19 protein-coding genes are annotated in these 24,445 nt (G+C 74.0%); 8 read left to right on the top strand and 11 right to left on the bottom strand.

What is annotated here, in order from left to right:
* On the top strand, positions 1-591 hold a 591-nt coding region (locus ACFQS1_RS35945; RefSeq protein WP_378976661.1), incomplete at its 5' end, for an HNH endonuclease signature motif containing protein.
* 463 nt (positions 592-1,054) lie between these two features.
* Here the strand turns inward: ACFQS1_RS35945 and ACFQS1_RS35940 are convergent.
* Both ACFQS1_RS35940 and ACFQS1_RS35935 read right to left on the bottom strand, forming a co-directional pair.
* Positions 1,055-2,419: an FAD-binding oxidoreductase gene (locus tag ACFQS1_RS35940; protein WP_378976659.1), complete on the bottom strand. Its 1,365-nt coding sequence runs from the start codon at positions 2,417-2,419 to the stop codon at positions 1,055-1,057.
* A gap of 87 nt (positions 2,420-2,506) precedes the next feature.
* Positions 2,507-5,596, bottom strand: coding sequence for a BTAD domain-containing putative transcriptional regulator (locus tag ACFQS1_RS35935; RefSeq protein WP_378976657.1), 3,090 nt, complete (start codon positions 5,594-5,596; stop codon positions 2,507-2,509).
* A gap of 120 nt (positions 5,597-5,716) precedes the next feature.
* Here ACFQS1_RS35935 and ACFQS1_RS35930 point away from each other — a divergent pair, with 120 nt between their 5' ends.
* From ACFQS1_RS35930 to ACFQS1_RS35920, 3 genes are read left to right on the top strand one after another with little or no spacing between them, the layout of a single operon-like run.
* Positions 5,717-6,319 carry a hypothetical protein gene (locus ACFQS1_RS35930; protein WP_378976655.1) on the top strand — a complete coding sequence of 201 codons (603 nt, stop codon included), beginning with the start codon at positions 5,717-5,719 and terminating at the stop codon, positions 6,317-6,319.
* A 37-nt stretch (positions 6,320-6,356) separates the two neighbouring features.
* Complete coding sequence (locus ACFQS1_RS35925) at positions 6,357-7,484, top strand: hypothetical protein (protein ID WP_378976653.1); 1,128 nt, start codon at positions 6,357-6,359, stop codon at positions 7,482-7,484.
* Positions 7,457-7,978 (top strand): DinB family protein, encoded by a 522-nt coding sequence (locus tag ACFQS1_RS35920; protein WP_378976651.1) that lies wholly within the window; start codon positions 7,457-7,459, stop codon positions 7,976-7,978. Before ACFQS1_RS35925 ends, ACFQS1_RS35920 begins: the two co-directional genes overlap by 28 nt.
* A 48-nt stretch (positions 7,979-8,026) precedes the next feature.
* On the opposite strand, the gene ACFQS1_RS35915 is transcribed toward ACFQS1_RS35920, so the two are convergent.
* The 3 genes from ACFQS1_RS35915 to ACFQS1_RS35905 all read right to left on the bottom strand — a co-directional run bounded on the left by ACFQS1_RS35915 (position 8,027) and on the right by ACFQS1_RS35905 (position 10,112).
* Positions 8,027-8,407: a PPOX class F420-dependent oxidoreductase gene (locus tag ACFQS1_RS35915; protein WP_378976649.1), complete on the bottom strand. Its 381-nt coding sequence runs from the start codon at positions 8,405-8,407 to the stop codon at positions 8,027-8,029.
* A gap of 71 nt (positions 8,408-8,478) precedes the next feature.
* Positions 8,479-9,417, bottom strand: coding sequence for a phosphoglycerate dehydrogenase (locus ACFQS1_RS35910; protein WP_378976647.1), 939 nt, complete (start codon positions 9,415-9,417; stop codon positions 8,479-8,481).
* Positions 9,414-10,112 (bottom strand): RraA family protein, encoded by a 699-nt coding sequence (locus ACFQS1_RS35905; RefSeq protein WP_378976645.1) that lies wholly within the window; start codon positions 10,110-10,112, stop codon positions 9,414-9,416. Before ACFQS1_RS35905 ends, ACFQS1_RS35910 begins: the two co-directional genes overlap by 4 nt.
* 92 nt (positions 10,113-10,204) lie before the next feature.
* Here ACFQS1_RS35905 and ACFQS1_RS35900 point away from each other — a divergent pair, with 92 nt between their 5' ends.
* Together ACFQS1_RS35900 and ACFQS1_RS35895 are read left to right on the top strand one after the other, a co-directional pair.
* Complete coding sequence (locus ACFQS1_RS35900) at positions 10,205-11,518, top strand: diacylglycerol/lipid kinase family protein (RefSeq protein ID WP_378976643.1); 1,314 nt, start codon at positions 10,205-10,207, stop codon at positions 11,516-11,518.
* Positions 11,515-12,273 carry a metallophosphoesterase family protein gene (locus ACFQS1_RS35895; RefSeq protein ID WP_378976641.1) on the top strand — a complete coding sequence of 253 codons (759 nt, stop codon included), beginning with the start codon at positions 11,515-11,517 and terminating at the stop codon, positions 12,271-12,273. Before ACFQS1_RS35900 ends, ACFQS1_RS35895 begins: the two co-directional genes overlap by 4 nt.
* Before the next feature lie 107 nt (positions 12,274-12,380).
* Here ACFQS1_RS35895 and ACFQS1_RS35890 read toward each other — a convergent pair whose 3' ends face one another.
* Positions 12,381-13,715 (bottom strand): PASTA domain-containing protein, encoded by a 1,335-nt coding sequence (locus ACFQS1_RS35890; RefSeq protein ID WP_378976639.1) that lies wholly within the window; start codon positions 13,713-13,715, stop codon positions 12,381-12,383.
* Positions 13,716-13,797: 82 nt separating this feature from the next.
* Entirely contained in the window at positions 13,798-14,184 is a 387-nt protein-coding gene (locus ACFQS1_RS35885; protein WP_378976637.1) for a nuclear transport factor 2-like protein, read from the bottom strand.
* A gap of 146 nt (positions 14,185-14,330) precedes the next feature.
* Between ACFQS1_RS35885 and ACFQS1_RS35880 the strand changes: the two genes are divergently transcribed.
* Complete coding sequence (locus ACFQS1_RS35880; protein WP_378976635.1) at positions 14,331-17,177, top strand: BTAD domain-containing putative transcriptional regulator; 2,847 nt, start codon at positions 14,331-14,333, stop codon at positions 17,175-17,177.
* 29 nt (positions 17,178-17,206) lie between these two features.
* On the top strand, positions 17,207-17,449 hold the full coding sequence (locus tag ACFQS1_RS35875; RefSeq protein WP_378976633.1) for a hypothetical protein: 243 nt from the start codon (positions 17,207-17,209) through the stop codon (positions 17,447-17,449).
* Here the strand turns inward: ACFQS1_RS35875 and ACFQS1_RS35870 are convergent.
* The 4 genes from ACFQS1_RS35870 to ACFQS1_RS35855 are packed head-to-tail and all read right to left on the bottom strand — an operon-like array spanning position 17,444 to position 24,426.
* Positions 17,444-17,653 carry a DUF7489 domain-containing protein gene (locus tag ACFQS1_RS35870; protein ID WP_378976631.1) on the bottom strand — a complete coding sequence of 70 codons (210 nt, stop codon included), beginning with the start codon at positions 17,651-17,653 and terminating at the stop codon, positions 17,444-17,446. The two genes, ACFQS1_RS35875 and ACFQS1_RS35870, sit on opposite strands and share 6 nt — an antisense overlap.
* Positions 17,650-19,041: an FAD-dependent oxidoreductase gene (locus ACFQS1_RS35865; RefSeq protein ID WP_378976629.1), complete on the bottom strand. Its 1,392-nt coding sequence runs from the start codon at positions 19,039-19,041 to the stop codon at positions 17,650-17,652. The genes ACFQS1_RS35870 and ACFQS1_RS35865 overlap by 4 nt, the downstream gene beginning before the upstream one ends.
* A 38-nt stretch (positions 19,042-19,079) precedes the next feature.
* Positions 19,080-21,005, bottom strand: coding sequence for an ATP-binding protein (locus ACFQS1_RS35860; RefSeq protein WP_378976627.1), 1,926 nt, complete (start codon positions 21,003-21,005; stop codon positions 19,080-19,082).
* Between the two features lie 34 nt (positions 21,006-21,039).
* A complete protein-coding gene (locus tag ACFQS1_RS35855) occupies positions 21,040-24,426 on the bottom strand; it encodes a bifunctional proline dehydrogenase/L-glutamate gamma-semialdehyde dehydrogenase (RefSeq protein ID WP_378976625.1) in 3,387 nt (1,128 codons plus the stop codon).
* Positions 24,427-24,445: the final 19 nt, after the last annotated feature.

Here is a 24,445-nt window from a genome sequence, read left to right as displayed (position 1 = left end):
CCCACCCCCACCGACGACCGCACCCCCGCCCAACGCCGCGCCGACGCCCTCATCGACATCTGCCGACTCGCCCTACGCACCCGACAACTACCCGACGACGGCGGCGAACCACCCCAACTCGCCATCACCATCGCCTACCAGCCCCTCACCCACGCCCTCAGCACCGCCACCACCGACACCGGACAACGACTCTCCGCCAGCACCGCCCGGCGACTCGCCTGCGACGCCCGCATCCTGCCCGCCGTGCTCGGCAGCGCCGGTCAAGTCCTCGACACCGGCCGCACCCAACGCCTCGCCACCGGATCGCTGCGCCGGGCTTTGCACATCCGCGACGGCGGCTGTGCCTTCCCCGACTGCGACTATCCGCCCCGCTGGACCGACGCCCACCACATCGTCCCGTGGACCCACGGCGGGCCCACCAACCTCGACAACCTCGTCCTGCTCTGCCGCCACCACCACCGACTCATCCACCAAACCGACACCGCCTGGCACATCCGCCTCGGCACCGACCAACGACCGGAGTTCATTCCGCCGGCCCACCTCGACCCCCAGCAACGACCCCGCCGCAACCTCTACCACCAACGCCAATAACCCAACCCCCACACCAGTCACCAACCGGCCAACCGGCCAACCCAGCCCATCGGACGATGAAGCCTGCGCCAGAGCGCGCGATGAAGCCTGCGCCAGAGCGGGCCATGAAGCCCGCGCCAGACCGCGCGACAGAGCCTGCGCCAGACCGCGCGACAGAGCCTGCGCCAGAGACCGGTAGGCGACATCTGCGCCAGACCCCCCGGAAGCCGCAGGCCGAGCCGCCGCGGTCGCCGACGTAGCGACGCTTCTTGACGTCCTGTTGCGGCGACCGGAGGACGACGCGAACGCTTCGCAGATCATGCGCAGCAGCGCGGCCCGGGCCATGCCCCACCGGTCCGCCACTGGCATCGAGACCACACGCACTCGAAGGCCGCGCCGGGTGCGCAGCCGACGGCGACGACCGGCACGTCCCACGACGACCGCAACCGGCACACCCCGACGACGACCCCGACCGGCGCGCCGGTCAGGCCGCGGCCCGCACCGGCACCTGGCCGGCCCGCAGCACGTTCGCCGGGTCGTAGCGCCCGGCCAGCGCGATCAGCCGGGCGAGCGTCTCCGGGTCGTAGGAGCGGGCGATCCGCGCCTCACCCACGCCGGCGGCCAGGTTGGGCAGCAAGCCGCCGGTGGTCCACGGGGCCATCGCCTCGGCGACCCGGGCGGCGTGCGACACGACCGCGGCGGCGATCGGCGGGGCGAGCACGCCGATGGTGCTGAGGCTGTACGCTGCGTCGCGGTGGCACAACGCGCTCGGGTGCCGGGGTGGCTCGGCCAGGGCGCCGCCGAGCTGACGGATCTCCACGATCACCTGCGGCGATCCGGCGCCGGGGCCGGCCACGTCGAGCAGCGCGCCGACGGCCTCGGCGGGGAGGTCGTGGAGCAGTTCCCCGCTCTCGTGCACGGGCATCGGGTCGGTGGGGTCGTTGTGGATCATGCCGATCGCTGCGTACGGGATCGTCTGCACGGCGTCGATGACCGGCTTGGCCACGTCGCGCATCGGGGCGAGCGCCGCCTCGCCGTCCGCCGCGGCGCCCGTCCAGCCGAAGCGGACCGCGACCGAGAACCTGCCCGCCAGAGGCTCGGGGATGCCGGGCAGGGCCGGCAGTTGCAGCAGCGCGATCGAAGTGGTGGCCTCGCGCGGGAGCTTGGCGCACCAGTCGCGCCAGGCGTGCGTGACCGTGGCCGCGTCGGCGCCGTCGAAGTAGAGCGCTCCGGCGTACAGGGTGGGCTGCCGGATCAGGTCGAACTCGAGCGCCGTGACGATGCCGAGGGCGCCCTTCCCGCCGCGGACGGCCCAGAACAGGTCCGGCTCGTCGTGGGCGGTCACCCGCCGGAGGACGCCGTCGCCGGTGACCAGCTCGATCGCCCGTACGCGATCGGATGCCCACCCGAAGGTGCGGCTCACCGGGCCCAAGCCACCACCGGTCGTGTAACCCACCACCCCGACGCCCGGCGCCGATCCGCTGAGCGGGGCCCATCCGTGCGGCGCGGCCGCGTCCAGCACCTGCTGCCAGCGCACCCCCGCACCGACCCGGGCCCAGCCCTCCTCCGGGTGAACCACGCACTCGTCGAGCCGGCCGGTGTGGACGAGCAGCGCGCCGTCCAGTGGGTCGGCGAGCCCGTGCCCGGTGGCCTGCACGGCCACCGGCAATCCCGCGGCCTCCGCGAAACGGACAGCCTCGGCGACGTCCTGCGCGTCCCGGGCCTCGACGATCACCGCCGGCGTCGCGGTGACGGCCACGTTGAAGGCGGCGGTCAGGCCGGCGTACGCGTCATCGCCCTTGATCGTGATCCGGCCACTCAGCCGGCGGCGCAGCGATTCGATCTCCATGATGTTTCCTTCCGCGTCTCGGTTGTCCACACCGTGCCCCGCGCCGGTTGCGACCGGCTGGAGACCCGCCTTGCGAAACGCTTGAGTTCACCCCGTCCGCGCTACAAGCTCCTCGAGCTCATCCGCCCTGGCCTGGTGTTTCGCGGCTTTCTCCGGCTTGCCCGCCGCCTCGGCGAGGTCCGCGAGCAGCCGGTCGTAGGGGCCCCACCAGGCCGTCGCGGTGCCCACCACGATCTGTCGACCTTCGAAGACCAGGAGATTTTCGTACGCCGTCGCGAGGTCCCCGCCGAGCGCGAGAGCCGCCCAGGCCAGCACCACCGGGTAGGTGTCGCCGGTCCAGTCGGACACGTGGCGCGACGGCAGCCGGCGCAGCATCCTCCGGCCCTCCGCGGGATCGCCGGCCTCGGCCGCCGCAACCGCCGCCAGCCCGTGCAGCATCGGCACGTTCAGCTCGTTTGCCGCGTCCGCGATGGTCGCCACCGCCTCGCCGATCCGGGCGTCGCGGCGGCGGAAGGTGAACGCGTGCAGCGCCCGGCACATCTGCGCGCCCCACAGGTTGGTGCCCCGGTAACGCTCGTCGGCCTGCGCCGCCAGCCGCTCGGCCTCTTCCCAGCGCCCGGCCAGCATGTGCGCCGCCGCCTGCTGGTAGAACACCTGCGGCTGCACATCCGGGCCGGTCAGCCGGGCCGCGAGCCGGGTCGCGGCGGCCAGGTCCGCGCGGAAGCCGGCCGGGTCGCCCAGGTGCAGCCGCAGCGGCCCGCGGTGCATCCGGGCGAAGAACTCGTGCCGCACCGGCAGCCCTCGCCCGGCGAGCGACAGCGACTCGGCCAGCGATGCCAGCCAGCGCTCCGCCTTGTCCGGCAGGCCCCAGGTGGCCGCCTGGTAGTTGTTGAGCGTGCGGCCCAGCAGCGCCGGGTCCCCGATCTCGCGGGCCAGCGCGACGGCCCGCTCGGCGTAGGCGACCCGGTCGGCGTGGCGGTCGCTGTAGGCCAGCTCGGCGCCGAGCGTGCCCAGCAGCTTCGCCTGCAGCGCCGGGTCGCCGCCCTCGGCCAGTTCCTCGAGCAGCGCCACCATCGCCTCGTCGACCTCGCCGTAGCTGCGCCAGTTCCACAGCGACACCCCGCCCCAGACGCTGGCCGCCTCGGCCAGCCTTTCCCGGTCGCCCAGCCGCCGGGCCACCGCGATCGCCTCGGCCACCACCTCGCGGGTCTCGTCGAGCCGGCCGGTGCGCAGCAGGTCGTCGCCGAGCGCGACCAGCAGCCGGTGCCGCTCCCCCGCGTCCGCCGCGCCGGTCAGCGCCAGCGCGCGGCGGGTGTGCGCGGCCGCCTCCGCGTGCGCGTGCTGCTCGCGGGCCGCCGCGGCGGCCTCTTTGGCGTAACGCACGGCCGGTTCGGCGCCGGTGATCGGCACCGCGTGGAAGTAGTGGTGGGCCAGGCGGTCGACGTCGTCATCGCTCAGCGCCTTCGCTATCCGCGCGTGCAGGCGGGCCGCGTCCAGCCGGCCCAGCCCGGCCAGCAGCGTCTCCTGCATAAGGGCGTGGCTGAACCGCCAGCTCCACGCGGTCTCGTCGAAGCGCAGGACCTTCGCGGCGACGGCGGGCTCGAGGTCGGTGATGATCTGCTCGGCCGTGTCCCCGGTCGCGGCCTGCAGCAGCGGAAGGCCCGTGTCCCGGCCGTTGACCGCGGCGGTGTCGAGGAGCGCTCGCGTCGCCGCCGGCAATCTCGCGAGCCGCCGGTCCAGGACGTCACGCACGCTCGGCGGCAGCGCGTCGTCGCCCGCCCGCATCAGCTCGATCAGCTCGCCCGCGAAGAACGGGTTGCCGTCGGTGCGCTCGTGCACCACCCGGGCCACCTCGTCGTCGCCGACCAGTTCCCGCAGGTCGGCCTCGGTGAGCCCGGCCAGGGTGAGGCGCTGGGCCCGGGGCTCGCGGGCCAGGGCGGCCAGGCAGTCGACGACCTCGGGCGCGAGCTGCTCGCCGCGCGTGCGGACGGTGATGACCAGCAGCAGGCGCAGGCCGTCGAGGTGGCGGGTCAGCAGCGTGAGCAGGCTCAACGAGGTGGCGTCGGCGGCCTGGACGTCGTCCAGGACGATCAGCAGCGGGACCGCGCTGGCGGACAGGCGGCGGCGCAGCTCCTGGAACAGGGCGAACGTGGTGAGCTCAGGGTCGTCGCCCTCGGCCGAGCGCAGGCCGCCGCCGTCGAGGCGCTCGAGCACCTGGAGCCAGGGCCAGAGCGGTGGGACGCCGGGGTCGTCGGCGCAGCGGCTCCACAGCGGACGCCAGCCTTGCGCTCCGGCCATCGTCGCGGCCGCCTCGGCCAGCGTGGTCTTGCCGATGCCGGCCTCACCCTCGAGGACGATCGCCGCTCCGTTCCCCCGCGTCACCTCCTTGAGGGCCGCCCTGATCCGGTCGACTTCGGGTTGCCGCCCGACCAGCGTCCGGTCCTCATTTTTCCGGCTATCCTGACGCAAAATGGCCGTTTCCAGCCGGCGCAGCTCCGGCCCGGGGTCGATGCCCAGCTCGTCCGCGAGGATCTCCCGGCATCGCCGGAACGCCGCCAGCGCGTCACCCTGCCGGCCGGCCGCAAAGAGGGCCTCGATCAGGGTGGCCCACAGCTCCTCGCGCAGCGGGTGCTCGGTGACCAGCCGTTCCAGCTCGGCCACCGCCTCGCCGGTGCGGCCCATCCGGGTCCAGGCGGTGGCGCGGCGCTGGCGGGCCAGCAGGTGCAGCTCGGTCAGGCGGATGCGCTCGGCCGTGACGCGGGCGTCGTCCTCGGGCAGGTCCGGCAGCGGGTCGCCGCGCCACAACTCCACCGCCTCGGTGAGCAGGCGAGCGGCGGCGGGCGGCTCGGCCTCCGCGGCCTCGTCCACGAGCGCGGGCAGGCGGGTCAGATCCACGTCGGCCGCGTCGGCCACGGCCAGATAGCCGGGCGAGCGGGTGACGATCAGTTCCGCGCCCAGCGCCCGGCGCAGCTGGGAGATGTACGACTGGATGGTCGCCGTGGCCGCCGGCGGCGGCGCGTCGCCCCAGAGGATGGCCGACACCCGGTCCACGCCGACCACGCGGCCGGGCTCGCTCAGCAGCAATGCGAGCAGTGCCCGCGGTTTGGCCCCGCCCACCTCGACCACGGCGCCGTCGGCGGACCGGCACTCGAGCGGCCCCAGCAGGCGAAATCGCATGCCGCCAAGGGTAGAGGGGCGCCGTCGGGGGCCGCTCGCACCCAGCGCGTCAAGATCGAGTCGGCGCGGTCGGCCGGTGGCGGTGAAGGTCGTGAATGGGTCCGCTACACTCCCCGGACCATGTCGACGTATGCGCTGGTGACGAAGGCCGCGGCGGGGCCGGTGACCGACGCCGTGCGGGCCGGGCGCACCGGCGGCTACGTCGTCACCGACCCGCTCGGGGTCATCGTGCTGTTCGACCCGCCGAGCCTCACTTACTCGTCGACGAGCCGGCTCGCCAAGCCCGCGCGCGCCCTCGTGCGGCACACGGAAACGCCGGCCTGGCTGCTGCTCTGCGACGAGGAGCTTGCCGAGGCGGTTCTCCTCGACGACGACGGGGAGTCGTCCCTGCAGTGGGCCGCCGGCTGGGAGCCGGCGTCGGAGCCGGCTCGCTACCTCGCGGACCGGCAGGAGTGGGACGCCTACTGCGCCGAGCTGGCCACCCGCTACTGGCGACCCGAGGCCGGGCCGGCGCTCGCGATGGTCCGCAACGACCCGGTGCCGGGCGAGCAGCGGATTCCCCTGCCCGACCTGCTGCGCCGCCTGTGCGCGGTCTTCGACCTGCCCGACATCGCGGTCGGGAGGTCGCTGCTCGACAACGACGAGCCCGGCCTGCACGACGCCCGCCGCGTCGAGCCCGCCCCGCACGTCAGGGCGTGGCACCGGCTGTTCGCCCGGGCGTGACCGTGACAGACCTCCAGCGCCTTGACCCGGGTCTGACGTGATCGAGCCGTTCTTCGCGGTGCGCGCCACCCCGCACCGGATCGCCCGGCTCTGCGGCCCGGCGGCGGCGTCGGCCGTCATCGCTTCCTACGACGGATGGTCGCGTCTCGACCGCGACCCCGGCGAGGTCGGCGGGCCGACCCGGGCGTTCGCGTGCGCCCTGAGCTTCGAGCCCGGTCTGCGCGTCGTCACCTACTCGCCGGACGGCTCCTCGGCCTCGGGGCTCGACGCGGCCGCGCTGCCGGGCGGCGCCGGGCTGTTGCGGCGGGCGCTCACGCACTCGGACCCCCGCTACACCGAGCGCAGGCGCCTGGCCGACGCCTGCCACGCGCTCGGCGTGCCGATCGGTCTGCTGGCTGCGCCCACGTCGCCCATCCCAGCCGCGTCGGCACCGCCCGCGCCCTCGCCGACCACGGGCGTCGTGCTGGCCGGGCCCTCCGCGCGTGCCGACGCCGGGCTGGCCGGCCAGTCCGCGTGGACGGTCCCCGTCTCTCCACAGTGGACGCTATACTTCTGGGACGGCGAGGGCCGCCAGACCCCTACCGCCAACGCGGCTCTCGCCCTGGCCGGCCGGCATCCGGCGGTGGCCTGCTGGTGGTCCGGCGAGGCGGCCGGGTTCGTGGTGGTGCACGGCGCCAAGCGGATCGCCGGGCACCAGTGGGGTGGCGGGCCGGCGCCGATCACGCCCGAGTCCACGGCCGCGGCGGGACGGGTGCTGGCGGCGGACTTCGGCGTACCGGATCAGGCTCTTGCCGTGATCGGCCTGCTGCGCCGCACGGACCTCGCGCCCCCGGACGCGCTCGCGTCCCTCTTCGCCCTGCTCGGGCTGCCCGGCGCCGGGCTCGGACGCGCCACCACCGCCTCGCTCGCCGCCTGGGCGGCGACCCTTCCCGCGGCGGTCCACACGGCCCGGATGACCACGATGGCGGCGATCCGGTCGGAGTTCGCCGGGGCCCGGGCGCTGTGGCAGCGCCTGCTCAACGGCGCGGTGGCGGTCGCGATGCTCCTGGCCACGGCGGCACTCACGCTGGTGTGGCACGGGGGCGGCATCAGCGGCTGGTGGGTGCTGCTCGGGGCGCTGACCACGCTCAGCTACGCGTGGGGCTTGCGCCCGCGCCGGTCGTAGCGGAGCGCTTGCACCAGCCCGGCCCGTTGACGGGCTGCTCGACCGCACCATCAAGAGCCCGCATCGCGAACGGCAAGGGCGGCTTCGCGTACGACGGTTACCAGCAGCAACCGACGCCGGCTCCGTTCACCACCGTCGCCTGGCGGATCGTGCACACCGCGACCGCTATGTCCACCCGCACCAGCACCTTCTTCCGCGACTCCGGCGACGGCCCCGACGTGTTCGACCTCGTGCACTGGCCCGCCGACATCCCGGGCACCGCCGCCGATGGCATCCGCTTCCTCGAGGAGTGCTATCGCGAGTGGCACGACAACATCGCCGCGCTCGATGACGAGGGCCTGGCCCGCCCGCTGGGCCGCAAGGGCGGATTCTTCGCGAAGGAGCCGATGGCCGCGCTGATCGTCCACATCAACCGCGAGGTCATGCACCACGGCGGCGAGATCGGCGTGCTGCGCGATCTCTACCGCGCGACCAGGGCGTCGCAGAGCGCCTGAGTCAGCCCCCAGCCGATCGGAGGGACAGCCGCACGGCGTGAGATCGGCCTAGAGAGCGACGACGATGGCGACGGCGTCCGGGCGCCGGATGGGGAACGTCCGCGCGAACCACCCGCCGATCCGCGCCGTGAGGTAACGGCTCTCCATCAGCCGCCGCGCGTTCTCGGTCTCGGAGGGTGGCAGCAGCACGGCGGTGCCCGTAACGGCCCGGGCGCCCGGCCGGACCCGGCCGCGGAGGTCGCAGGCCACCACCTCGACGTTGGGGTTGCGGCGGAGGCGCTTGACCTTCCCGGCGTCCGCCGCCGAGACCGTCGTCAGCTTGTCACCCTCGGCGACGTGCCAGACGGGCGTCGCCACCGGCGTGCCGTCCTTGCGATAGGTGGTCAGGCTGATCTGCTTGCTCGCAGCGATCTCCGGGGGCACGGTCATGCTGCGACCCTAGACGTTCCTGCCCTGGATGCCGCGGACACCGCGGCCTGGGTCAAGGCCACGGCCCAGGGTCATGGCCTCGCCACCAAGTTCCGCAACGGGCGGCCTTCGCGGAACGCGGCGAGGTTCGACCGGATCAGCTCCGGAGCGCCGAGCGGCCGCCCGCCCGCCGCGTGGGGCGAGATGATGATGTTCGGCTCGTCCCACAGCGGCGACGAGGGCGGAAGCGGCTCGACCTCGGTGACGTCGAGGGCCGCACCGGCCAGCCGGCCCGAGCGGATCGCCGCCAGCAGCGCGGCCTCGTCCACGGTGGCGCCGCGCCCGACGTTGACGAACCAGGCGTGCCGGGGCAGCAGCGCCGCCACCGAGGCGTTGAAGGCGTGCCGCGTCGCCGGGGTGGCCGGCAGGATGGAGATGAGGACGTCGGCGGTGGGCAGCAGCGCCGGGAACTCCGCCTCGGTCACCACCTCCACGCCGTGCCGGGCGCCGGGCGTGCGCGCGACCCCGGTCACCCGCGCGCCGAGGGCGATGAGCAGGGGCGATACGGCCGCCGCGATGCTGCCGAACCCCCAGATCACGATGTGCGCGTCCCGGACCGTACGGAAATTGCCGCGATCCCGCAGCGGTTGGTTCCCGCCCAGCTCGCCGGCCCACCGGTGCCCGATCTGCGCCCGCGCCATCAGGTTGAGGCGGCGCGCGGCCGCCAGCACCAGCGCGAGTGTGTGCTCGGCGACCGTGCGGTCGTGCAGTCCGCGCCCCGACGTCACCAGGACGCCGGGGGCGAACCCGGCGGCGAGCACCGCGTCGGGACCGGCGGCCAGCGTCTGCACCCACCGCAACCGCTTCATCCGGGCGGCCGCGTCGCGCAGCTGCGATTCCGGGTTGCCCCACACGACCAGCACCTCGGCGTCGGTGTGCTCCTCCGGGACAGGCTGGTCGACCGCGTAGCTCACGCCCTCGGGCAGGGTGAGATCCGAGAGGTCGACGTTGTCCGGCAGCAGCACTTTCATGCCCGCTCACCCGGCCCAACAGGCGAAGCCGGCCCAACAGGCGAAGCCGGCCCAACAGGCGAAGCCGGCCCAACAGGCGAAGCCAGCCCAACAGGCGAAGCCGGCCCCGCCCCGAGCAACCCGTCGATCTTGGCCCGGTGCGCCCGCTCCCACTCGTCGAGGCTGAGCGCGGCGTCCGCCCGCAGTTTCGCCTCGGCCGCCGCCAGCGTCTCGGGCGACGACGCCGAGGGCACCACGACCACCCCGTCCTCGTCGGCGACCACGAGGTCGCCGGCCGCCACCGCCACCCCGCCGCATCGGATCGCCACGTTGAGCGGCAGCACCGCCGCCTTCCCGCCCGGAATGGGAATCACGCCGCGCCCCCACACCGGGAAGCCCATCTCCCGGATCTCGCCGATGTCGCGGATCAGCCCGTCCAGCACGAAGCCCGCGACGCCGTTGCGCTGCGCCACCGCGCAGACGTTGCCGCCCGCGAGCGCGTAATCCGGGTCGCCCGACTCGACGACGATCACCGAGCCCGGCCCGGCCCGGTAGATCGCCGCGTGCAGCATCAGGTTGTCGCCCGGCGGGCAGCGCACCGTGAACGCGGGCCCGGCGATCCGCGGCGCCGGCGACCAGAGCGGCCGGATCGCCGCGTCCATCACCTGCCGCCGGTCCAGCACGTCGGCCAGCGTGGTCGTGGGTAGATCAGCCATGCCGCCAACCTACCGGTACGCCGCGGGCGTGCGAGGGGCGTCCATCCGCGGCGGATGATGCCGGTGCGGCGGCGCCGGGTCAGGCTGCGGTGATGGTTGACCTCGGCCCCGTGCCCGCCGGGCGACGCTGGCTCGCCCGCCTGACGTTCCTCGCCGCGCTGGCCGCCGTCCTGCTGGTCCTGGCCGGCGCCGGCATCCGGGCCAGCATCGGGTTGCTGCTCGTCTCGGTCATCGGCATGGCGGTGATGCTGGCGGCCGGCTGGTGGTTCCTCACCCACCGCGGGGTGGTGCGCTGGGCGAGCGCGGTGGTCGCGGTCGCTGCTCCGGTGACGGTGCTCATCGCGTACGCGAGAGCGTCCTTGATCTGGGTTGTCGTCCTGTTCGGTCTGCTCTGGGTCGGCACGGTCGCCGCCGGACGGGCGGCCCTGAGGCACACGCGCGACCATCGGCCCGACGAGTTCGACACACCACCCCCGGCGCGGCCCTTCCTGATCATGAACCCGCGCTCCGGCGGCGGCAAGGTCGGCCGGTTCGAGCTGGATTCGCGCGCCCGCAAGCTCGGCGCCACCGTTTACCTGCTGGGCGGCAGCGGCGGCCAGGAGGACGTCGCCGCGGTGGCCCGCCGGGCCGTGGCCGACGGCGCCGACCTGCTGGGCGTGGCGGGCGGCGACGGTACGCAGGCCCTGGTCGCCGCCGTGGCCGCCGAGTGCGGCGTGCCCTTCATGGTCGTCTCCGCCGGGACCCGCAACCATTTCGCCATGGACCTGGGCCTCGACCGCGCCGACCCGTCCGCCTGCCTCGACGCCCTCAACGACGGGGTGGAGCTGCGCATCGACCTGGGCCGCGTGGGCGACCGCGTCTTCGTCAACAACGCCTCTTTCGGCGCCTACGCCACCATCGTGCAGAGCCCCGCCTACCGCGACGACAAGACCGGCACCACCCTCGAGCTGCTGCCCGACCTCCTCACCGGACACCGGGGACCGGTGCTGCGGGTGACCGCCGGCTCGCTGACCCTGCTGGGCCCGCAGGCCGTGCTGGTCAGCAACAACCCCTACGGCCTGGACGACGTGGCCGGGCTGGGCCGCCGCTACCGATTGAACGGCGGCGAGCTGGGCATGCTCGCCGTACACGTGCGCGGCGCCGCCGACGCGGCGAGCCTGGTCTTCGGCGGCCGCCCCGGCACGATCACCCGGGCCGGCGCCACCACCATCGAGATCGACTCCGACACCGGCTCGCTTCCGGTGGGCGTCGACGGCGAGGCCCTGATCATGCCCACTCCCGTCCGCTGCACCATCTCCCCCGGCGCCCTGCGCGTCCGCGTCCCGCGCCGCCGCCCCGGCGTGCCCGCCCCGCCTCCCGAGCTCGACTGGACCCGCCTGCGCCACCTGGCCCTGGGCCGCGGATGAGCGCACCCCTGGTCCTCGCCCACCTCTCCGACCTGCACCTCGGCGCCCACGTCCCGGAGTCGGTCGCCGCCATCGCCGCCGAGGTCGCCGCCTTCCACCCCGACCTGACCGTGGTCACCGGCGACCACACCATGCGGGCGCGGCCGCGCGAGTTCCGCCAGGCCGCGGACCTGATCGACAAGCTGCCCCGGGCCCGCCTGATCGTGCCCGGCAACCACGACCTGCCCCTGGTCAGCCCGCTTCGCGTCATCGCGCCCTACGCCCGGTACCGCCACTGGATCGGCGACGACACCACGGTCGTCCGCCTGACGGGCCTGACGGCCCTGGGGATCGACAGCATGCCGTGGTGGCGCTGGAAGAGCGGCCGCGTGACGCGCGCGCAGACGGTCACGTTGCGGCACGTGATGGGTTCGGCTTCGCCAGATTGCGTACGGGTGCTCGCCCTGCACCACCCACCGTTCGCCGGCGGGCTGGCCCGTCTGGTGGGGCGCTCCCGCCTGGCGCGGGCGGTACGCGCGGCCCGCGTCGACCTCGTGCTGGCCGGCCACACCCACGCGCCGTCGGTGCACCGGTCCCGGCACGGCCCGCTGGTGGTGATCGCCGGGACCGCCACCAGTCACCGGGTGCGCGACATACCCCGCTCGTGGACGATGCTGCGCGTCACCGGGGACGCGATCGAGGTCCACGAACGCTTCGAGTCCGAGCCGGGCGCGTGGCACACGGGCCGGGTCGTGCGTCACGCGCGGCGGCCCTGACCCCGCTCGGCGGCCCTGACCCCGCTCGGCGGCCCTGACCCCGCTCGGCGGCGCTGACCCCGCGCCGTCGGCCGGCCCGTCCGGCGCGATGAGCATGCGCCGGGCGGCTACTTGGCCGGCTTCCCGGCGCGCACGACGATGGTGACCGACGACGCCCTCTCGCCCGCCGCGGGGCGCTGGTCCGTCACGATTCGGTCCCCGACCCCGAAGCCCAGCTCCTGCTTGACGGCGACGGCGATTCCCGCTTTTCGGAGCAGAGCTTTCGCCGCCTCCTCGGTCAGGCCCACCACGGGCGGGACGATCGGGCCGTCCGGGTCGTTCGGGTCGTTCGGGTCGTTCGGGTCGTTCGGGTCGAGGGCCGAGACCCGGACGGTCACCGGCGCTCCCCGGGTCGCCAGCGTGCCGCCGGCCGGCTGGGTGCCGATGACCAAGCCCTCGGCGAAGCTCGGGTCGACCGTGCGCTCGATCGTCGGGCGGAAGCCGGCCTTTTCCAGCGCGGTCCGTGCCTCGGCCTCGGTCTTGCCGTCGACGTGCGGGACCCGCACCTGCGTTTGCGGCCCGTCGCTCGGGATCCGGGCGGTGGCCGGGACCGGAATGACGTTCTCCTCGTCGATGGGATCGATACGCTTCTTCGCCCCGCACGGCACCGGCTGCTGGGCGCCCGGCGCGGCGCTCATCCCGAACGTACGGCCGTCGGTGAGCCGTACCGCCGCCTGCGCCGCCGCGAAGGCGCCGCCGAGCACCGCCAGATCGGCGAACTTCACGCTGCCCTTCAGCCGGTAGCAGAAGGAGGCGCCCCGGCCGCCCGCCTCGACGTCCGTCGGCGGCAGCGGCGCCGGTAGCGTGTACGAGGCCGCCTGGACCTTTCCCAGCGTGTCCGGATCGCCGGCCACCCAGAGGGTGAGATCGTAGGTGACCTTCTTCTGGCCGGCTTTTTTCGGCGGCCGCACCGATACGAAGTGGCCCAGCACCACGAGCGGCTCGACCTTGATGACGCCCAGGTCGGCCGCGGTCGCTCCGGCGGTCACCGCGAACTGGTACCCGTCGCCCGTGCGCGCACCGGCCGCCTCCACCAGCAGCTTGTGGTCGCCCCGCTCGACGTCGGACAGCTTGAAATGTCCGGCGTTGTCGGTGGTTGTCGACGCACCGCCCAGCTCGTTGAGGCGTACGCCGGCCTGCACGAGCGGAACGCCGTTCATCTCCACCACGCCGGAGATCGCGGCCCTGGTCCGGAAGAAGAGCTCGCGGGCGGCGGTGCCGACGGGCGTGACCACGACCGCCGCCAGCGCGCCGACCACGGCCACCACCAGCGGCAGCACCAGGTTGTTGATCAAATGCTTCCGGTGCGGGCCGTTGTCGTTCCGCTGATCCGGCGACGACCGGTCGCCGTGCGCCGGGCCGGTGCCGCTCGAATAGATCGTTCCTTCGCTCCGGTACGTCATGGGACTGTTGTCCGCAAGCTCGTTGTCCGCGCATGGGTTGTCTGCATGCATCCGACGATGGGCCGGCGTCCTTCCGGTGGTCTTATCGGCGAGCTACCGCGTGGTCGCTGTGCCCCGGACCGACACCGAGCAAGTCGATCGCCCGCAGCCGGCCGTCGGCCACGTCGCAGTACAACTGATGTTCGAGCTCCATCGTGGGTCCGGCCCGATCGCGCAGCACGAGTCGATATGCCACGGCCGACCGACCGGCGACCTGCCACATCTCCGACCGGAGAACCTCGGCGTCGTCCCATCCGCCCAGCCAGACGCCGAACCGGCCGGCCACGGCCGCCGGGCCCACCCGGACCACGGCGTCGTCCGGCAGCAGCGCGCGCAGCCGGACGAGAGGATGAAGGCAGGCGGCGAGCGCGGCGATGTCGCGAGCACACACCGCGGTCAGGAACGTGGCTGTCACGAGCGTTGCCTGCATCGAACCGCCCTCCTCCGCCGCCACTGTCGTGTACACGATGATCCAGGTGCCTTCCGGTCCGGTTACTCAAGCGCTACTTTCGGCGAAAGCGCTCCGGGCCGGTCCGGCTGCGGGGTCGCGATGTCCCCTCAGCTCGAGGGCGAATGATGAAGTTCGGAGTTCTGGGAGCCCTGGAAGTAACCGATGACGGTGTCGATCTGCGGGTCGGCGGGCCGCGGCACCGGGCGCTCCTTTCTACGCTGCTGGTTCATCCGGGCGAGGCCGTGGCCACCGACTGCCTCGTCGATGCTCTGTGGGGCGAGCGCCCGCCGCGCAGCGCGCCGGAGATGTTGCATGTTCGCGTCAGCGAGCTGCGGCGGGCGCTCAGCTCGGGGCCTTCGCGGCGCGCCGATGTCCTGATCACCCGGACGTCGGGATACCTTCTGGCGGCCCAGCCCGACGACATCGACGCGGTCCGCTTCGCCATGCTCATCGGCGCCGCGCGGCACGCCTCGGACGGCGCGGACTGGCCGGCGGCTTCCGCGGGGCTCGCCGAGGCGCTCGCCCTGTGGCGCGGGCCGCCGTTCCCGGACATCGCCGATCGGCCGTTCGCCCAGGCCGAGATCGCTCGTCTCGAAGACCTCCGCCTGCAGGCGGTGGAGAGCCGCCTCGACGCCGACCTGGCCCTGGGCCGGCACGCCGCGGCCGTGCCCGAGCTGCGGTCGCTCGTCATCGCGCATCCCCTGCACGAGCGGTTCTGGTACCAGTTGATGCTGGCGCTGCACCGATGCGGACGCACCAGCGAGTCCCTGAACGCGTACCAGGCGTTGCGCGAGCGGTTGCGCGACGAGCTCGGCACCGAGCCGGCCCCGGCCCTGTCCGAGCTGCACACCCGGATCCTGCGCCAGGAACCGTCCGTCATACCGCCCGGCCCGCCGCCGACCGCGCCGGCCGCCACACCGAACAACCTGCCGCCGACGCTGACCAGCTTCGTCGGCCGCCATGCCGAGCTCGACGAGATCGCCGACCTGCTGCGGCACAGCCGGTTGGTCACGCTCACCGGGGTCGGCGGGGTCGGCAAGAGCAGGCTCGCGGTCGAGGCCGCGGCCGCCCATCTTGACGACTACCCGGACGGCGTCTGGTTCATCGATCTGGCCGCGCTCACCGATCCGCGGCTCATCGCGGCGACGGTGGCGACCGTGGTCGGCGCGACCGAGCATCCGGATCGCTCCGCGCTGGACCAGGTCGTCGCGCACCTCGACGGCGCCCGGACCCTGCTGATCATGGATAACTGCGAGCACCTCGGCGACGCTCCGGCCGAATTCGTGCGGCGGCTGTTCGACGCCGGGCCGCACCTGCGACTGCTCTGCACGGGCCGGGAACGCTTGCGGATCACCGGCGAGATGCTGCGTCCCATCGACGGGCTGCCGATCACGTCGACGACCCCCGCGCACGGCAACGCGGACGCCGTGGAGCTCTTCGCCCACCGCGCCGCGGCAGTACGGGCCCGGTTCAAGATCACCGCCGACGTGGCCCCGGCCGTCGAACGAATCTGCCGGCGACTCGATGGCCTGCCGCTCGCGATCGAACTGGCGGCCGCCCGGGTGAGCAGCTTCAGCCCCGCCCAGATCGCGGCCGAGCTGAGCGACCGGCTCGTCCTGCTTACCGGGAGCGCGCAGGTGGCCGTCCCCCGGCACCGCACGCTCCGCACGGTCATCGACTGGAGCTACGGCCTCCTCAGCCCGGTCGAGCGGCGCGTCTTCGACCGGCTCGCGGTCTTCGTCGGCGGGTTCACCTTCGACGCGGCCGACCAGGTATGTCGCCACGGCGAGGAGTTCGATCTCGTGGCGGTGCTCGGGAATCTCGTCGACAAGTCGCTGGTGACGGCCGACCTCGTGGCCACCCCGGAATACCGGTACCGGCAGCTGGAGACGGTCCGGGCGTACGCCGCCGAGCGGCTCGACGCCGGCGCGGACGGCGAGACGATCCGCCGGCGGCACGCCGCCTACTTCGCCGCGATGGCCGCAGAGGCCCGGCAGGGACTTCGCAGTGCCGATCAACTGTCCTGGCTGGAACAGCTGACCTGGGAGCACGGCAACCTCCGTACCGCGATGCGGACCTGGCTGGACGGCAAGGACTTCGAAACGGCGGCCGAGGTGGCCGGCTCGATCTATCCGTTCTGGGATCTTCGCGGGCATTACGTAGAGGGCCGGCGATGGCTCGACCTCGTGCTCGCCGATGCCGGCCTGTCCGACCGGACCAGAGTCCGCGCTCTCATGGGCTCCGCCACGCTGGCCGTGATCCAGGGCGACGGGGAGGTCGCGATGGCCGCGTGCACCGAGGCGGCCGATCTCAGCAGACGCTGCGGGGACACGGTCGGGCTCGCCCACGCACTGCAATATCTGGCTCTCATCGCAACGTACGCGGAGGAACTCGACGAGGCGGAAGTCCTGCTCGCCGAGTCGCTGGCGGCGGCCGAACGCCCGGATGCCGGCTGGGAACGCAGCTGGGCCTACGTCTTCCTGGGCTCCCTCGCGCTGGCGCAGGGTGATACCGCCAGGGCCGTCGCAGCGACCCGGAGCGCGGACAGGGAACTGGCGGCGGTCGGCGACAGCGAGGCCTACGCCTGGTCCAGCGCCATTCGCGCGGGCGCATATTGGGCCGGCGGCCGGCATCGGAGCGCCAACGCCGAGGCACACGCGGCGATCCGCGCCTTCCACCGGCTGGGTGGACTTTTCGGGCTGAGCCTCAGCCTGCTCGTCGCCGGCTTGATCCTCGGGACCGACGGGAAACCGCTGCGCTCGGTGCGAGTCCTCGCCGCCGCCGAGGCGCTGCGGGCCTCGATCGGCGTCGGCATCCAGCCCTTCCTGACCCGGTGGCTGAGCGGCGCGATCGAATCCGCCACCGCCGAGGCCGGAGCGCCGGCCGTTCGCCTCGCGTGGGAAGCCGGCGCGCAGCTGTCGCCGGACGCCGCGGTCGCCGAGGCTCTCCGCGAACTCAAGCCTCCGATCTGAGCGCCGGCAGCCATGGTTGGATGTGGCTCGTGAGCAACCCATGGGATGAGGAGTTCGCCCCCTCGACCGGCACCCTGAACACGCTGCGCTGGGCGCACGAGATGGGCGCCGCCACGCTGGGCGAGGCGTACGACATGCTCGACCAGTTCGAGATGAGCAACGACGTACCCGAGGTGCTCGGCCACGACGACACCGTCGAGGGCGTGCGGGAAGAGCTCGAGCTCGGCCTCGAGACCGCCGGGCCGGACGCGACGCTCACCGGCCTGCTATGAGCGGCGCGGGTTCTCGCCCGGCGGCTTGACCAGGCGGTCGCCGACCTCGAGCTCCTTCCACAGATCACGGTCCACCCGCACGTCGCGCTCGGTGCCGTCGTCGAGGCGGACCTTGAGGCGGCGGTAGAGGTTGGAGCCGTCGAGCAGTGCCCTCGACTTCTTCACGACCGTGCCGGTCCAAGCGCCGTCATTCGTTGTCGTCATGCCTCGACGGTAGGAAACCGCGGCGCCGGAAACGTCGGAAACAAGGACGATCCCGCGCCTACGACTTTGGGAGGAGAGAGCGCGGCCAGCAGTGCGTTCCGATCCGGCCCGGCGAGCGGATAACGAGGGCCGGGCGGACCGGGGGCGGTCGGCGGCGGAGGCGACAGAGGCGGCGGGGGCGGCTGCAGCAGCAGGCCGGCCGCCAAGTTGACCCGGGCGGCCTCCGGGTCGTGCAGGGCGGCGCCGTACAGGGCCCGGGCCCCGAACCACGCCGGATCGGCCGGCCGGTAGGGCACCCCCGCGACATCGGCGTCGATCTCGGCGATGCGGTGGTGGTCGAACCAGTACGTGGCCCGGTAGAGCGGCTCGATCACCGCGGCCGTACGCGCGGCGAAGTCACCGTCCGGCGCCCGCAGGTAGTCGCGCAGCGTACGGGCGTGCAGCAACCCGATGCCCGCCCCGCGGCCCAGCGAGGGGTTGGTGCAGCAGGCCGAGTCGCCGACCGCGACCACGCCGGGAGTGGTCACCGTGCGCCACTGGTCGGCCAGGCCGGCCATCACGTCGACGCCGGTCAGCGGCTTGCCGTCGGCCCAGTGGGCGGCGGTGGGATAGCAGGCCAGGGCCGCCGCCCAGCACTCGGGATCGCGCAGGGCGCGCAGGGCGTGGTCGCGGGTGCTGGCCACGAAGCCCACCGACCAGGTGTCGTTGTCGGCGGGAAGGGTGAGGATCGAGACGGAGTCGTGGTGCTGGAGCAGGGGGGCGTTGACGGCCGGCATGGCGCCCTCGAAGTGCCGGCCGTAGTAGACGAAGCCGGCGTCGTCGCGCTCCTGCGCCGGGGCCGGGAAGCCGGCGGCCACCAGCCAGGCGCGCAGCGGCGACCGGCGGCCCATGCAGTCGACGACGAGATCCGCGGACATCGCGGCGCCGTCGGCCAGGCGGACGCCGGCCACCCGGCCGGCCCGGGCGATCAGCCCGGCCACGGCCGTCCCGCGCCGGACGTCGAGATGGGCGGCCTCGGCGGCGAAAGCGGCCTCGAGAACCGGCCGGCGAGCGGTCAGCGTGTCGAAACGGTCATCGCACGGCCGGCCGCCGTCGAAGACCGGGGGCGGCAGGAGCGCGGCGAAGCTGATCCGGCGGGCGCCGGCCGCCGCCAGCCGATCGAGGACCTCGGGCAGGTCGGCGCGCATCTGGGCGTGCCAGAACGGCAGCATGAAGTGCGCCTGGCGGAACTGGGTGACGCCGGGCCGCTGCCATTCGTCCCACTCGCGGCCGGGCGGCGGCGGGGGTGGATCGCGGTCGACAACGGTGACGCGGTGGCCGTCGCGGGACAGCAGCAGGGCGGTGGAGAGGCCGGTGAGCCCGGCGCCGAGGATGAGAATGTCGGTCATGGCGTGAGCATCGAGCGCCCGGCTGCTCGGTCACCAGGTCATTCACTGCTCGTTGAATTCCCCGTTTCCACCGCCCAGAGCAGCGCGATCAGGCTGTCGACCGCCTTGGCCAGGTGCCGCCGATAGGTGCTGAACGGCAGCCCCAGCATCGAGGCCGCGGCCTCCTGGCTCGGCGCGCCCTTCAGAAAGGTCCGGCCCAGGACGGCCTGCAGCGGCCCGCCCTTCGGCGCCTCGCCGAGGGCCGAGATGGCCGACAGGATCGCCGCGCGCGGGTCGGGGCCGAGCGCCGTTCCGGCGAGCGGTCCGGCGGCCGCCTTGGACAGGTCCGGCAGGGCCTGGCGCACCGCGGACGCGAAGGCGGCCTGGTCGAGCGGCGGCGGCCGGAGCAGCGATTCCGGCGCGGGTCCGGTTCCGCCCGAGTGCTCGCGCTCGTTCATCAGGTCGAGCCAGTCGTCGACCCGCAGGCGCCGCCAGTCCATCCCGTAGCCGACGTGCGGCACGCCGTCGACGGTCACCTCGAAGGCCGGGGTGAAGGCGAGGTAGTCGAACATCGGCCCCCAGAACTCCGGGTTGGCCAGGACCACGTAGGAGCACGCCTTGCCGGGAACGACCCACTCAAGGATCGACGACACCGACCCGGCCAGCACCGCGTACAGGTCGGTCTCGTTGCCGTCGCGGCCGGCCAGGAAGCGGGCGAGCCCGAAGCGCTCCCCGGGCCGCAGCGACACGTGCGCGAGCACGGCGCGGGTCACCGGATCCCGCTCGGCGAGGGTTCCGCCGTCCGGCAGGATCAGATGCATCACGTACGCGAGCAGCTCGCCCTCGCCGCGCACCACGCTCAGCCCGCCCGGCTGCGCGGCCAGCCACTCCGCCGCGAACGGCCCGGCGGACGCGACGACCGCGGCGTGATCAGCCGGGGTGCCGGGGGCCAGCGCCACCGGGACCTTCGACGAGCGCAGCTGGTGGTAGGCGGCCGTCATCGGGCTGTGCCGATGCAGGTAGAGCAGGTCTTGCGCGCGCAGCTGGCGGTCCGGCCCGGCCGCGGCCCGCACCCCGGCGACCGTGTGGTCATGGATGACCCGATGCAGCGCGCGGTAGCGGTCGGGCGAGCGCCGCTCGAACGACGCGTCGAGCACGTCGCGGACCAGGTCGTGCGGCCGCAGCCCGCGCGTCCCGCAGGTGATGAACGGCCGTCGGCACAGCCATTCCCACACCGCCGGCGCGTCCGGGCCGACCGTGTCGCGCAGCAGGTCCTCGGTGGTGAGCCACGCCTTGGCGCAGGTGGCCAGGCCGGTCGCGTGCGCGTCGCTGGGCGGCTCGCGCACCAGGCACTCGAGCAGCTCGGTGATCAGGTCGGGCACGTCGGCGAGCGTGCGTGGCACCGTGCCGGTCAGCGCGGCGTCGGCGAGCAGCGCCATCGCGAGCGGATGCCCACGGCCCAGCGCGACCAGGGCCTCCCGCTGCGGGACCGGCACTCCGGCGCGGGCCAGCAACTCGATGCTCTCGGCGGGCCCGAGCGGGTCGAGCCGCCGGATCGTGGCGAGGCTGCGCCAGCCGGGGTCGGTGCGCCAGGCCGCGGCGGGCGGCGTGCGTCCGGCGAGGACCACCACGTCGGTGCCGGGGCGCGACGGCAGGAAGTCGCGCCGCATCCAGTCGTCCAGCACCGCCAGGTGCTCGTATCCGTCGATCAGCAGGACCGAGGCCGGCCCGAGGGCCGAGCGGAATGCTTCCGGTGCGGGATCGATCTCGCGGCCGTCGAGGGCTTTCGTCGTACGGCCGCAGCGCCGCGCCTCCCGCTCGAACCGCAGCAGCGTGCTGGATTTGCCGATGCCGCCCGGCCCGTGCAGGTAGAGGACGCCACCCGTGCCGAGCAGCTCGCCGAACGTGGCCAGCTCGGAGTCTCGCCCGACGAAGGAGCGAGCGCGGGCGAGGTCGAGAAGGTCAGCGACCCGGGTCGGCGGCATGCATGGTCCCCGCCCGCGATTCTATGACGACCCGTCACAGCACCGAGGCGGCCAGCCGGTCGGGATTGCCGAAGCGGTGCGCGGTGATGCTGACCGCCTGCTCGTGCAGGAATGGCAGCAGCTCGACCCGGCCGGACTCGGTGACCGGGTGCGACCACACGGCGAGATCCGGGCGGGCCGGCATCTTCGTGGCGCTGCCGATGAGGCGTACGCGTGCCGAGGTCAGCCCGGACGCCCAGGTCTCGTCGCTCTCCACCCGGATCTCCGCGGGGATCGCGGCCGCGAGCGACTCGGGCAGCGCCGTGCCGGTCGAGACGCGCAGCGGCGCGCCGGCCAGGACGCCGGCGGCCAGGACCCGGACCAGCGCGGCCACCGGGGCGCCGGCCGCCAGCCGCACCTCGACGGGCTGCGGCAGGTAGCGCAGCACGTTCCGCTCGGCCCACAGCCCGGACACGTCGGACGCCTGGAAGTGGTCGCGCCACGCGGCCGCGTCGCTCGCGGCGGCCCGCTCCACGCCGGACATCTCGGCCTCGCTCAGGACCGACCGCGCGGCGGCCAGCAGCGAGCGCACGGCCGTCGAGCCGACCTCGGCGCCGGCCGTTGCCGGGGCGGTCTGCCAGCCGGTCAGGCCGACCAGGTAGTTGGGGCCGCCGGCCTTGGTGCCGGGGCCGACGGCCGAGCGCTTCCAGCCGCCGAACGGCTGGCGCCGGACGATCGCGCCGGTGATGCCGCGGTTGACGTACAGGTTGCCGGCCTCCACCCGGTCGAGCCAGCGCCGCACCTCGGCCGGGTCGAGCGAGTGCAGCCCCGAGGTGAGGCCGTAGTCCACCTCGTTGACCAGGTCGATCGCCTCGTCGAGGGTGCGCGCGGTCATCACGCCCAGGATCGGGCCGAAGTACTCGGTGCGGTGGTAGGCGGAGCCGCGCCGCACGCCGTCGCGGATGCCGGGGGTCCACAGCCGGCCCTCGTCGTCCAGCTTGCGCGGCTGGAGCAGCCACTTCTCGCCGGGGCCGAGCTCGGTGAGCCCGGTGCGCAGCTTGCCGGCGGCGGGCTCGATGACCGGGCCGACCTGGGTGCGCGGGTCGGCGGGGAGGCCGACGGTCAGCGACGACGCGGCGTCGAGCAGCTGGTTGCGGAAGCGCTCCGACTTGGCGACCGAGCCGACCAGCACGACCAGCGAGGCGGCCGAGCACTTCTGGCCGGCGTGGCCGAACGCCGAGGCGACGACGTCCTTGACGGCCAGGTCGAGGTCGGCGCTGGGGGTCACGATGATGGCGTTCTTGCCGCTGGTCTCGGCAAGCAGCGGCAGGTCGGGGCGGAACGAGCGGAACAGCTCGGCCGTCTCGTACGCGCCGGTGAGGATGACCCGCTCGACCAGCCGGTGGCTGATCAGCTCGCGGCCCAGCTTCTGCTCCTCGACCTGCACGAGGGTGAGCAGGCGCGGGTCGGGCAGCACCGGGCGGATGATGTCGGCGAGCAGCGCGCCGCACCGCTCGGCCGGCCCGGCCGGCTTGAGCACGACCGGCGAGCCGGCGGCGAGGGCCGCGAGCACCGAGCCGGCCGGGATGGCGACCGGGAAGTTCCACGGCGGGGTGACCAGGGTGAGCCGGGCGGGCACCGGCGTGGCGCCGTCGATCCGGTCGAGCCCGGCGGCCAGCTCGCCGTAGTAGTGCGCGAAGTCGGCGGCCTCGGAGACCTCGGGGTCGGCCTGGTCGGCGGTCTTGCCGGCCTCGGCCGCCATCACCTCGATGAGCTCGGCCCGGCGGGCCTCGATCGCCTCGCCGGCCCGGTGCAGGATCGCCCCGCGCTCGGCGCCGCTGAGCGCGTGCCAGGCGCCGGCCGCCTCGGCGGCGCCCGCCAGCAGGTCGTCGAGCCGGGCAGGGTCGGCGACCCGGGCGGCCTCGATCGTGGCCACGCCGATCGCCGAGCCGGGCGCGCGGGTGAGCACGTCGCGCATCCAGGCCCGGTTGGCGGCGACGGCCGGGTCGGTGTCGGGGGTGTTCTCGAAATGCCCGGGGCCGGGGGCCGGGACCGCGGCGAAGCGGTCGAGCACCCGGCGCGGCGCGGGCACCGAGGAGTCCAGGTCGCGCAGCGAGGCGAGGAACCGCTCCTGCTCCCGCGCGAAGAGGCCGGCGTCCGAGTCGAGCTCGAACACCGCGGACATGAAGTTGTCCTGGCTCGCGCCCTCCTCGAGCCGGCGGATCAGGTACGCGATCGCGACGTCGAACTGCTCCGGGCGTACCACCGGGGTGTAGAGCAACAACCCGCCCACCTCGCGCCGGACCACCTCGGCCTGGCCCTCGGCCATGCCGAGAAGCATCTCGAACTCGATGCCGTCGCGCACGCCGCGCCGGCCGGCCAGCAGCCAGGCGTACGCGATGTCGAACAGGTTGTGCCCGGCCACCCCGAGCCGCACGTTCGTGATCCGCGACGGCTGCAGCGCGTAGTCGAGCACCCGCTTGTAGTTGGTGTCGGTGGCCTGCTTGCTCTCCCAGGTGGCCAGCGGCCAGCCGTGCACGGTCGCCTCGACCCGCTCCATCGGCAGGTTGGCGCCCTTGACCAGGCGGACCTTGATGCCGGCGCCGCCGCGCTCACGCCGGCGCGCGGCCCACTCCTGCAGGCGGATCATCGCGTCCAGCGCGTCCGGCAGGTACGCCTGCAGCACGATGCCGGCCTCGAGATGCAGCAGCTCGGGCATGTCGAGCAGGCGGGTGAAGACCGCGATCGTGAGGTCGAGGTCCTTGTACTCCTCCATGTCGAGGTTGACGAACTTGCCGCCCTGCAGCGCCGCCTGCCGGAACAGCGGGGTCAGCCGGGTCACGATGTCGCCGACCGCCTCGTCGAAGGCCCACGGGTTGTGCGGCTCGACCGCCGCCGACACCTTGATCGACACGTAGTCGACGTCGTCGCGGGCGAGCAGCCGCTCGGTCTCGCGCAGCCGGCGGGTCGCCTCGCCCCGGCCGAGGACGGCTTCGCCGAGGAGATTCACATTCAGGCGTACGTCGCGGCGGCGGATCTTCGCGATCGCCTTTCCCAGCCGCGCGTCGGTGGCGTCGACGACCAGGTGACCGACCATGCGGCGCAGCACGCGGCGAGCGATCGGCACGACCACGCCCGGCATGACCGGGGCCATCGCGCCGCCGACGCGGACGGCCGCGCGCAGCGGCGCGGGCAGGAAGCGGGGCACGCCGGGCGCCAGGTCGTGCAGCGCGCGGGCGCTGACCCGGAGGTCCTCGGGCCGCACCACGCCGTCCACGAAGCCGACCGCGAACTCCAGGCCGTGCGGATCGCGCAGCAGGCCGGCGAGCTGCGCGGCCGAGCCGGTCACCCGCACGCCGGAGGCCTCGTGCAGCCAGCGGCGGACGAGAGCGACCGCCTCCTGGGCGAGGTCGGTGTCGGCGGGCATCGCGAGATCGGTCATGGCGCCAGTGTCCGTCCGT

This window comes from Paractinoplanes rhizophilus, from assembly GCF_042664765.1.
GTDB classification, from domain to species: domain Bacteria; phylum Actinomycetota; class Actinomycetes; order Mycobacteriales; family Micromonosporaceae; genus Actinoplanes; species Actinoplanes rhizophilus.
The sequence above is the reverse complement of the archived record's forward strand: the minus strand, read 5'-3'. Positions and strand labels throughout refer to the sequence as shown.

What these genes read in the sequence shown, in the direction of transcription:
- ACFQS1_RS35940 (WP_378976659.1), bottom strand. Translation starts at nt 2,419, where the DNA reads ATGGAGATCGAATCGCTGCGCCGCCGGCTGAGTGGCCGGATCACGATC.
- ACFQS1_RS35935 (WP_378976657.1), bottom strand. Translation starts at nt 5,596, where the DNA reads ATGCGATTTCGCCTGCTGGGGCCGCTCGAGTGCCGGTCCGCCGACGGC.
- ACFQS1_RS35930 (WP_378976655.1), top strand. Translation starts at nt 5,717, where the DNA reads ATGTCGACGTATGCGCTGGTGACGAAGGCCGCGGCGGGGCCGGTGACC.
- ACFQS1_RS35915 (WP_378976649.1), bottom strand. Translation starts at nt 8,407, where the DNA reads ATGACCGTGCCCCCGGAGATCGCTGCGAGCAAGCAGATCAGCCTGACC.
- ACFQS1_RS35910 (WP_378976647.1), bottom strand. Translation starts at nt 9,417, where the DNA reads ATGAAAGTGCTGCTGCCGGACAACGTCGACCTCTCGGATCTCACCCTG.
- ACFQS1_RS35905 (WP_378976645.1), bottom strand. Translation starts at nt 10,112, where the DNA reads ATGGCTGATCTACCCACGACCACGCTGGCCGACGTGCTGGACCGGCGG.
- ACFQS1_RS35900 (WP_378976643.1), top strand. Translation starts at nt 10,205, where the DNA reads ATGGTTGACCTCGGCCCCGTGCCCGCCGGGCGACGCTGGCTCGCCCGC.
- ACFQS1_RS35895 (WP_378976641.1), top strand. Translation starts at nt 11,515, where the DNA reads ATGAGCGCACCCCTGGTCCTCGCCCACCTCTCCGACCTGCACCTCGGC.
- ACFQS1_RS35890 (WP_378976639.1), bottom strand. Translation starts at nt 13,715, where the DNA reads ATGACGTACCGGAGCGAAGGAACGATCTATTCGAGCGGCACCGGCCCG.
- ACFQS1_RS35885 (WP_378976637.1), bottom strand. Translation starts at nt 14,184, where the DNA reads ATGCAGGCAACGCTCGTGACAGCCACGTTCCTGACCGCGGTGTGTGCT.
- ACFQS1_RS35880 (WP_378976635.1), top strand. Translation starts at nt 14,331, where the DNA reads ATGAAGTTCGGAGTTCTGGGAGCCCTGGAAGTAACCGATGACGGTGTC.
- ACFQS1_RS35870 (WP_378976631.1), bottom strand. Translation starts at nt 17,653, where the DNA reads ATGACGACAACGAATGACGGCGCTTGGACCGGCACGGTCGTGAAGAAG.
- ACFQS1_RS35865 (WP_378976629.1), bottom strand. Translation starts at nt 19,041, where the DNA reads ATGACCGACATTCTCATCCTCGGCGCCGGGCTCACCGGCCTCTCCACC.
- ACFQS1_RS35860 (WP_378976627.1), bottom strand. Translation starts at nt 21,005, where the DNA reads ATGCCGCCGACCCGGGTCGCTGACCTTCTCGACCTCGCCCGCGCTCGC.
- ACFQS1_RS35855 (WP_378976625.1), bottom strand. Translation starts at nt 24,426, where the DNA reads ATGACCGATCTCGCGATGCCCGCCGACACCGACCTCGCCCAGGAGGCG.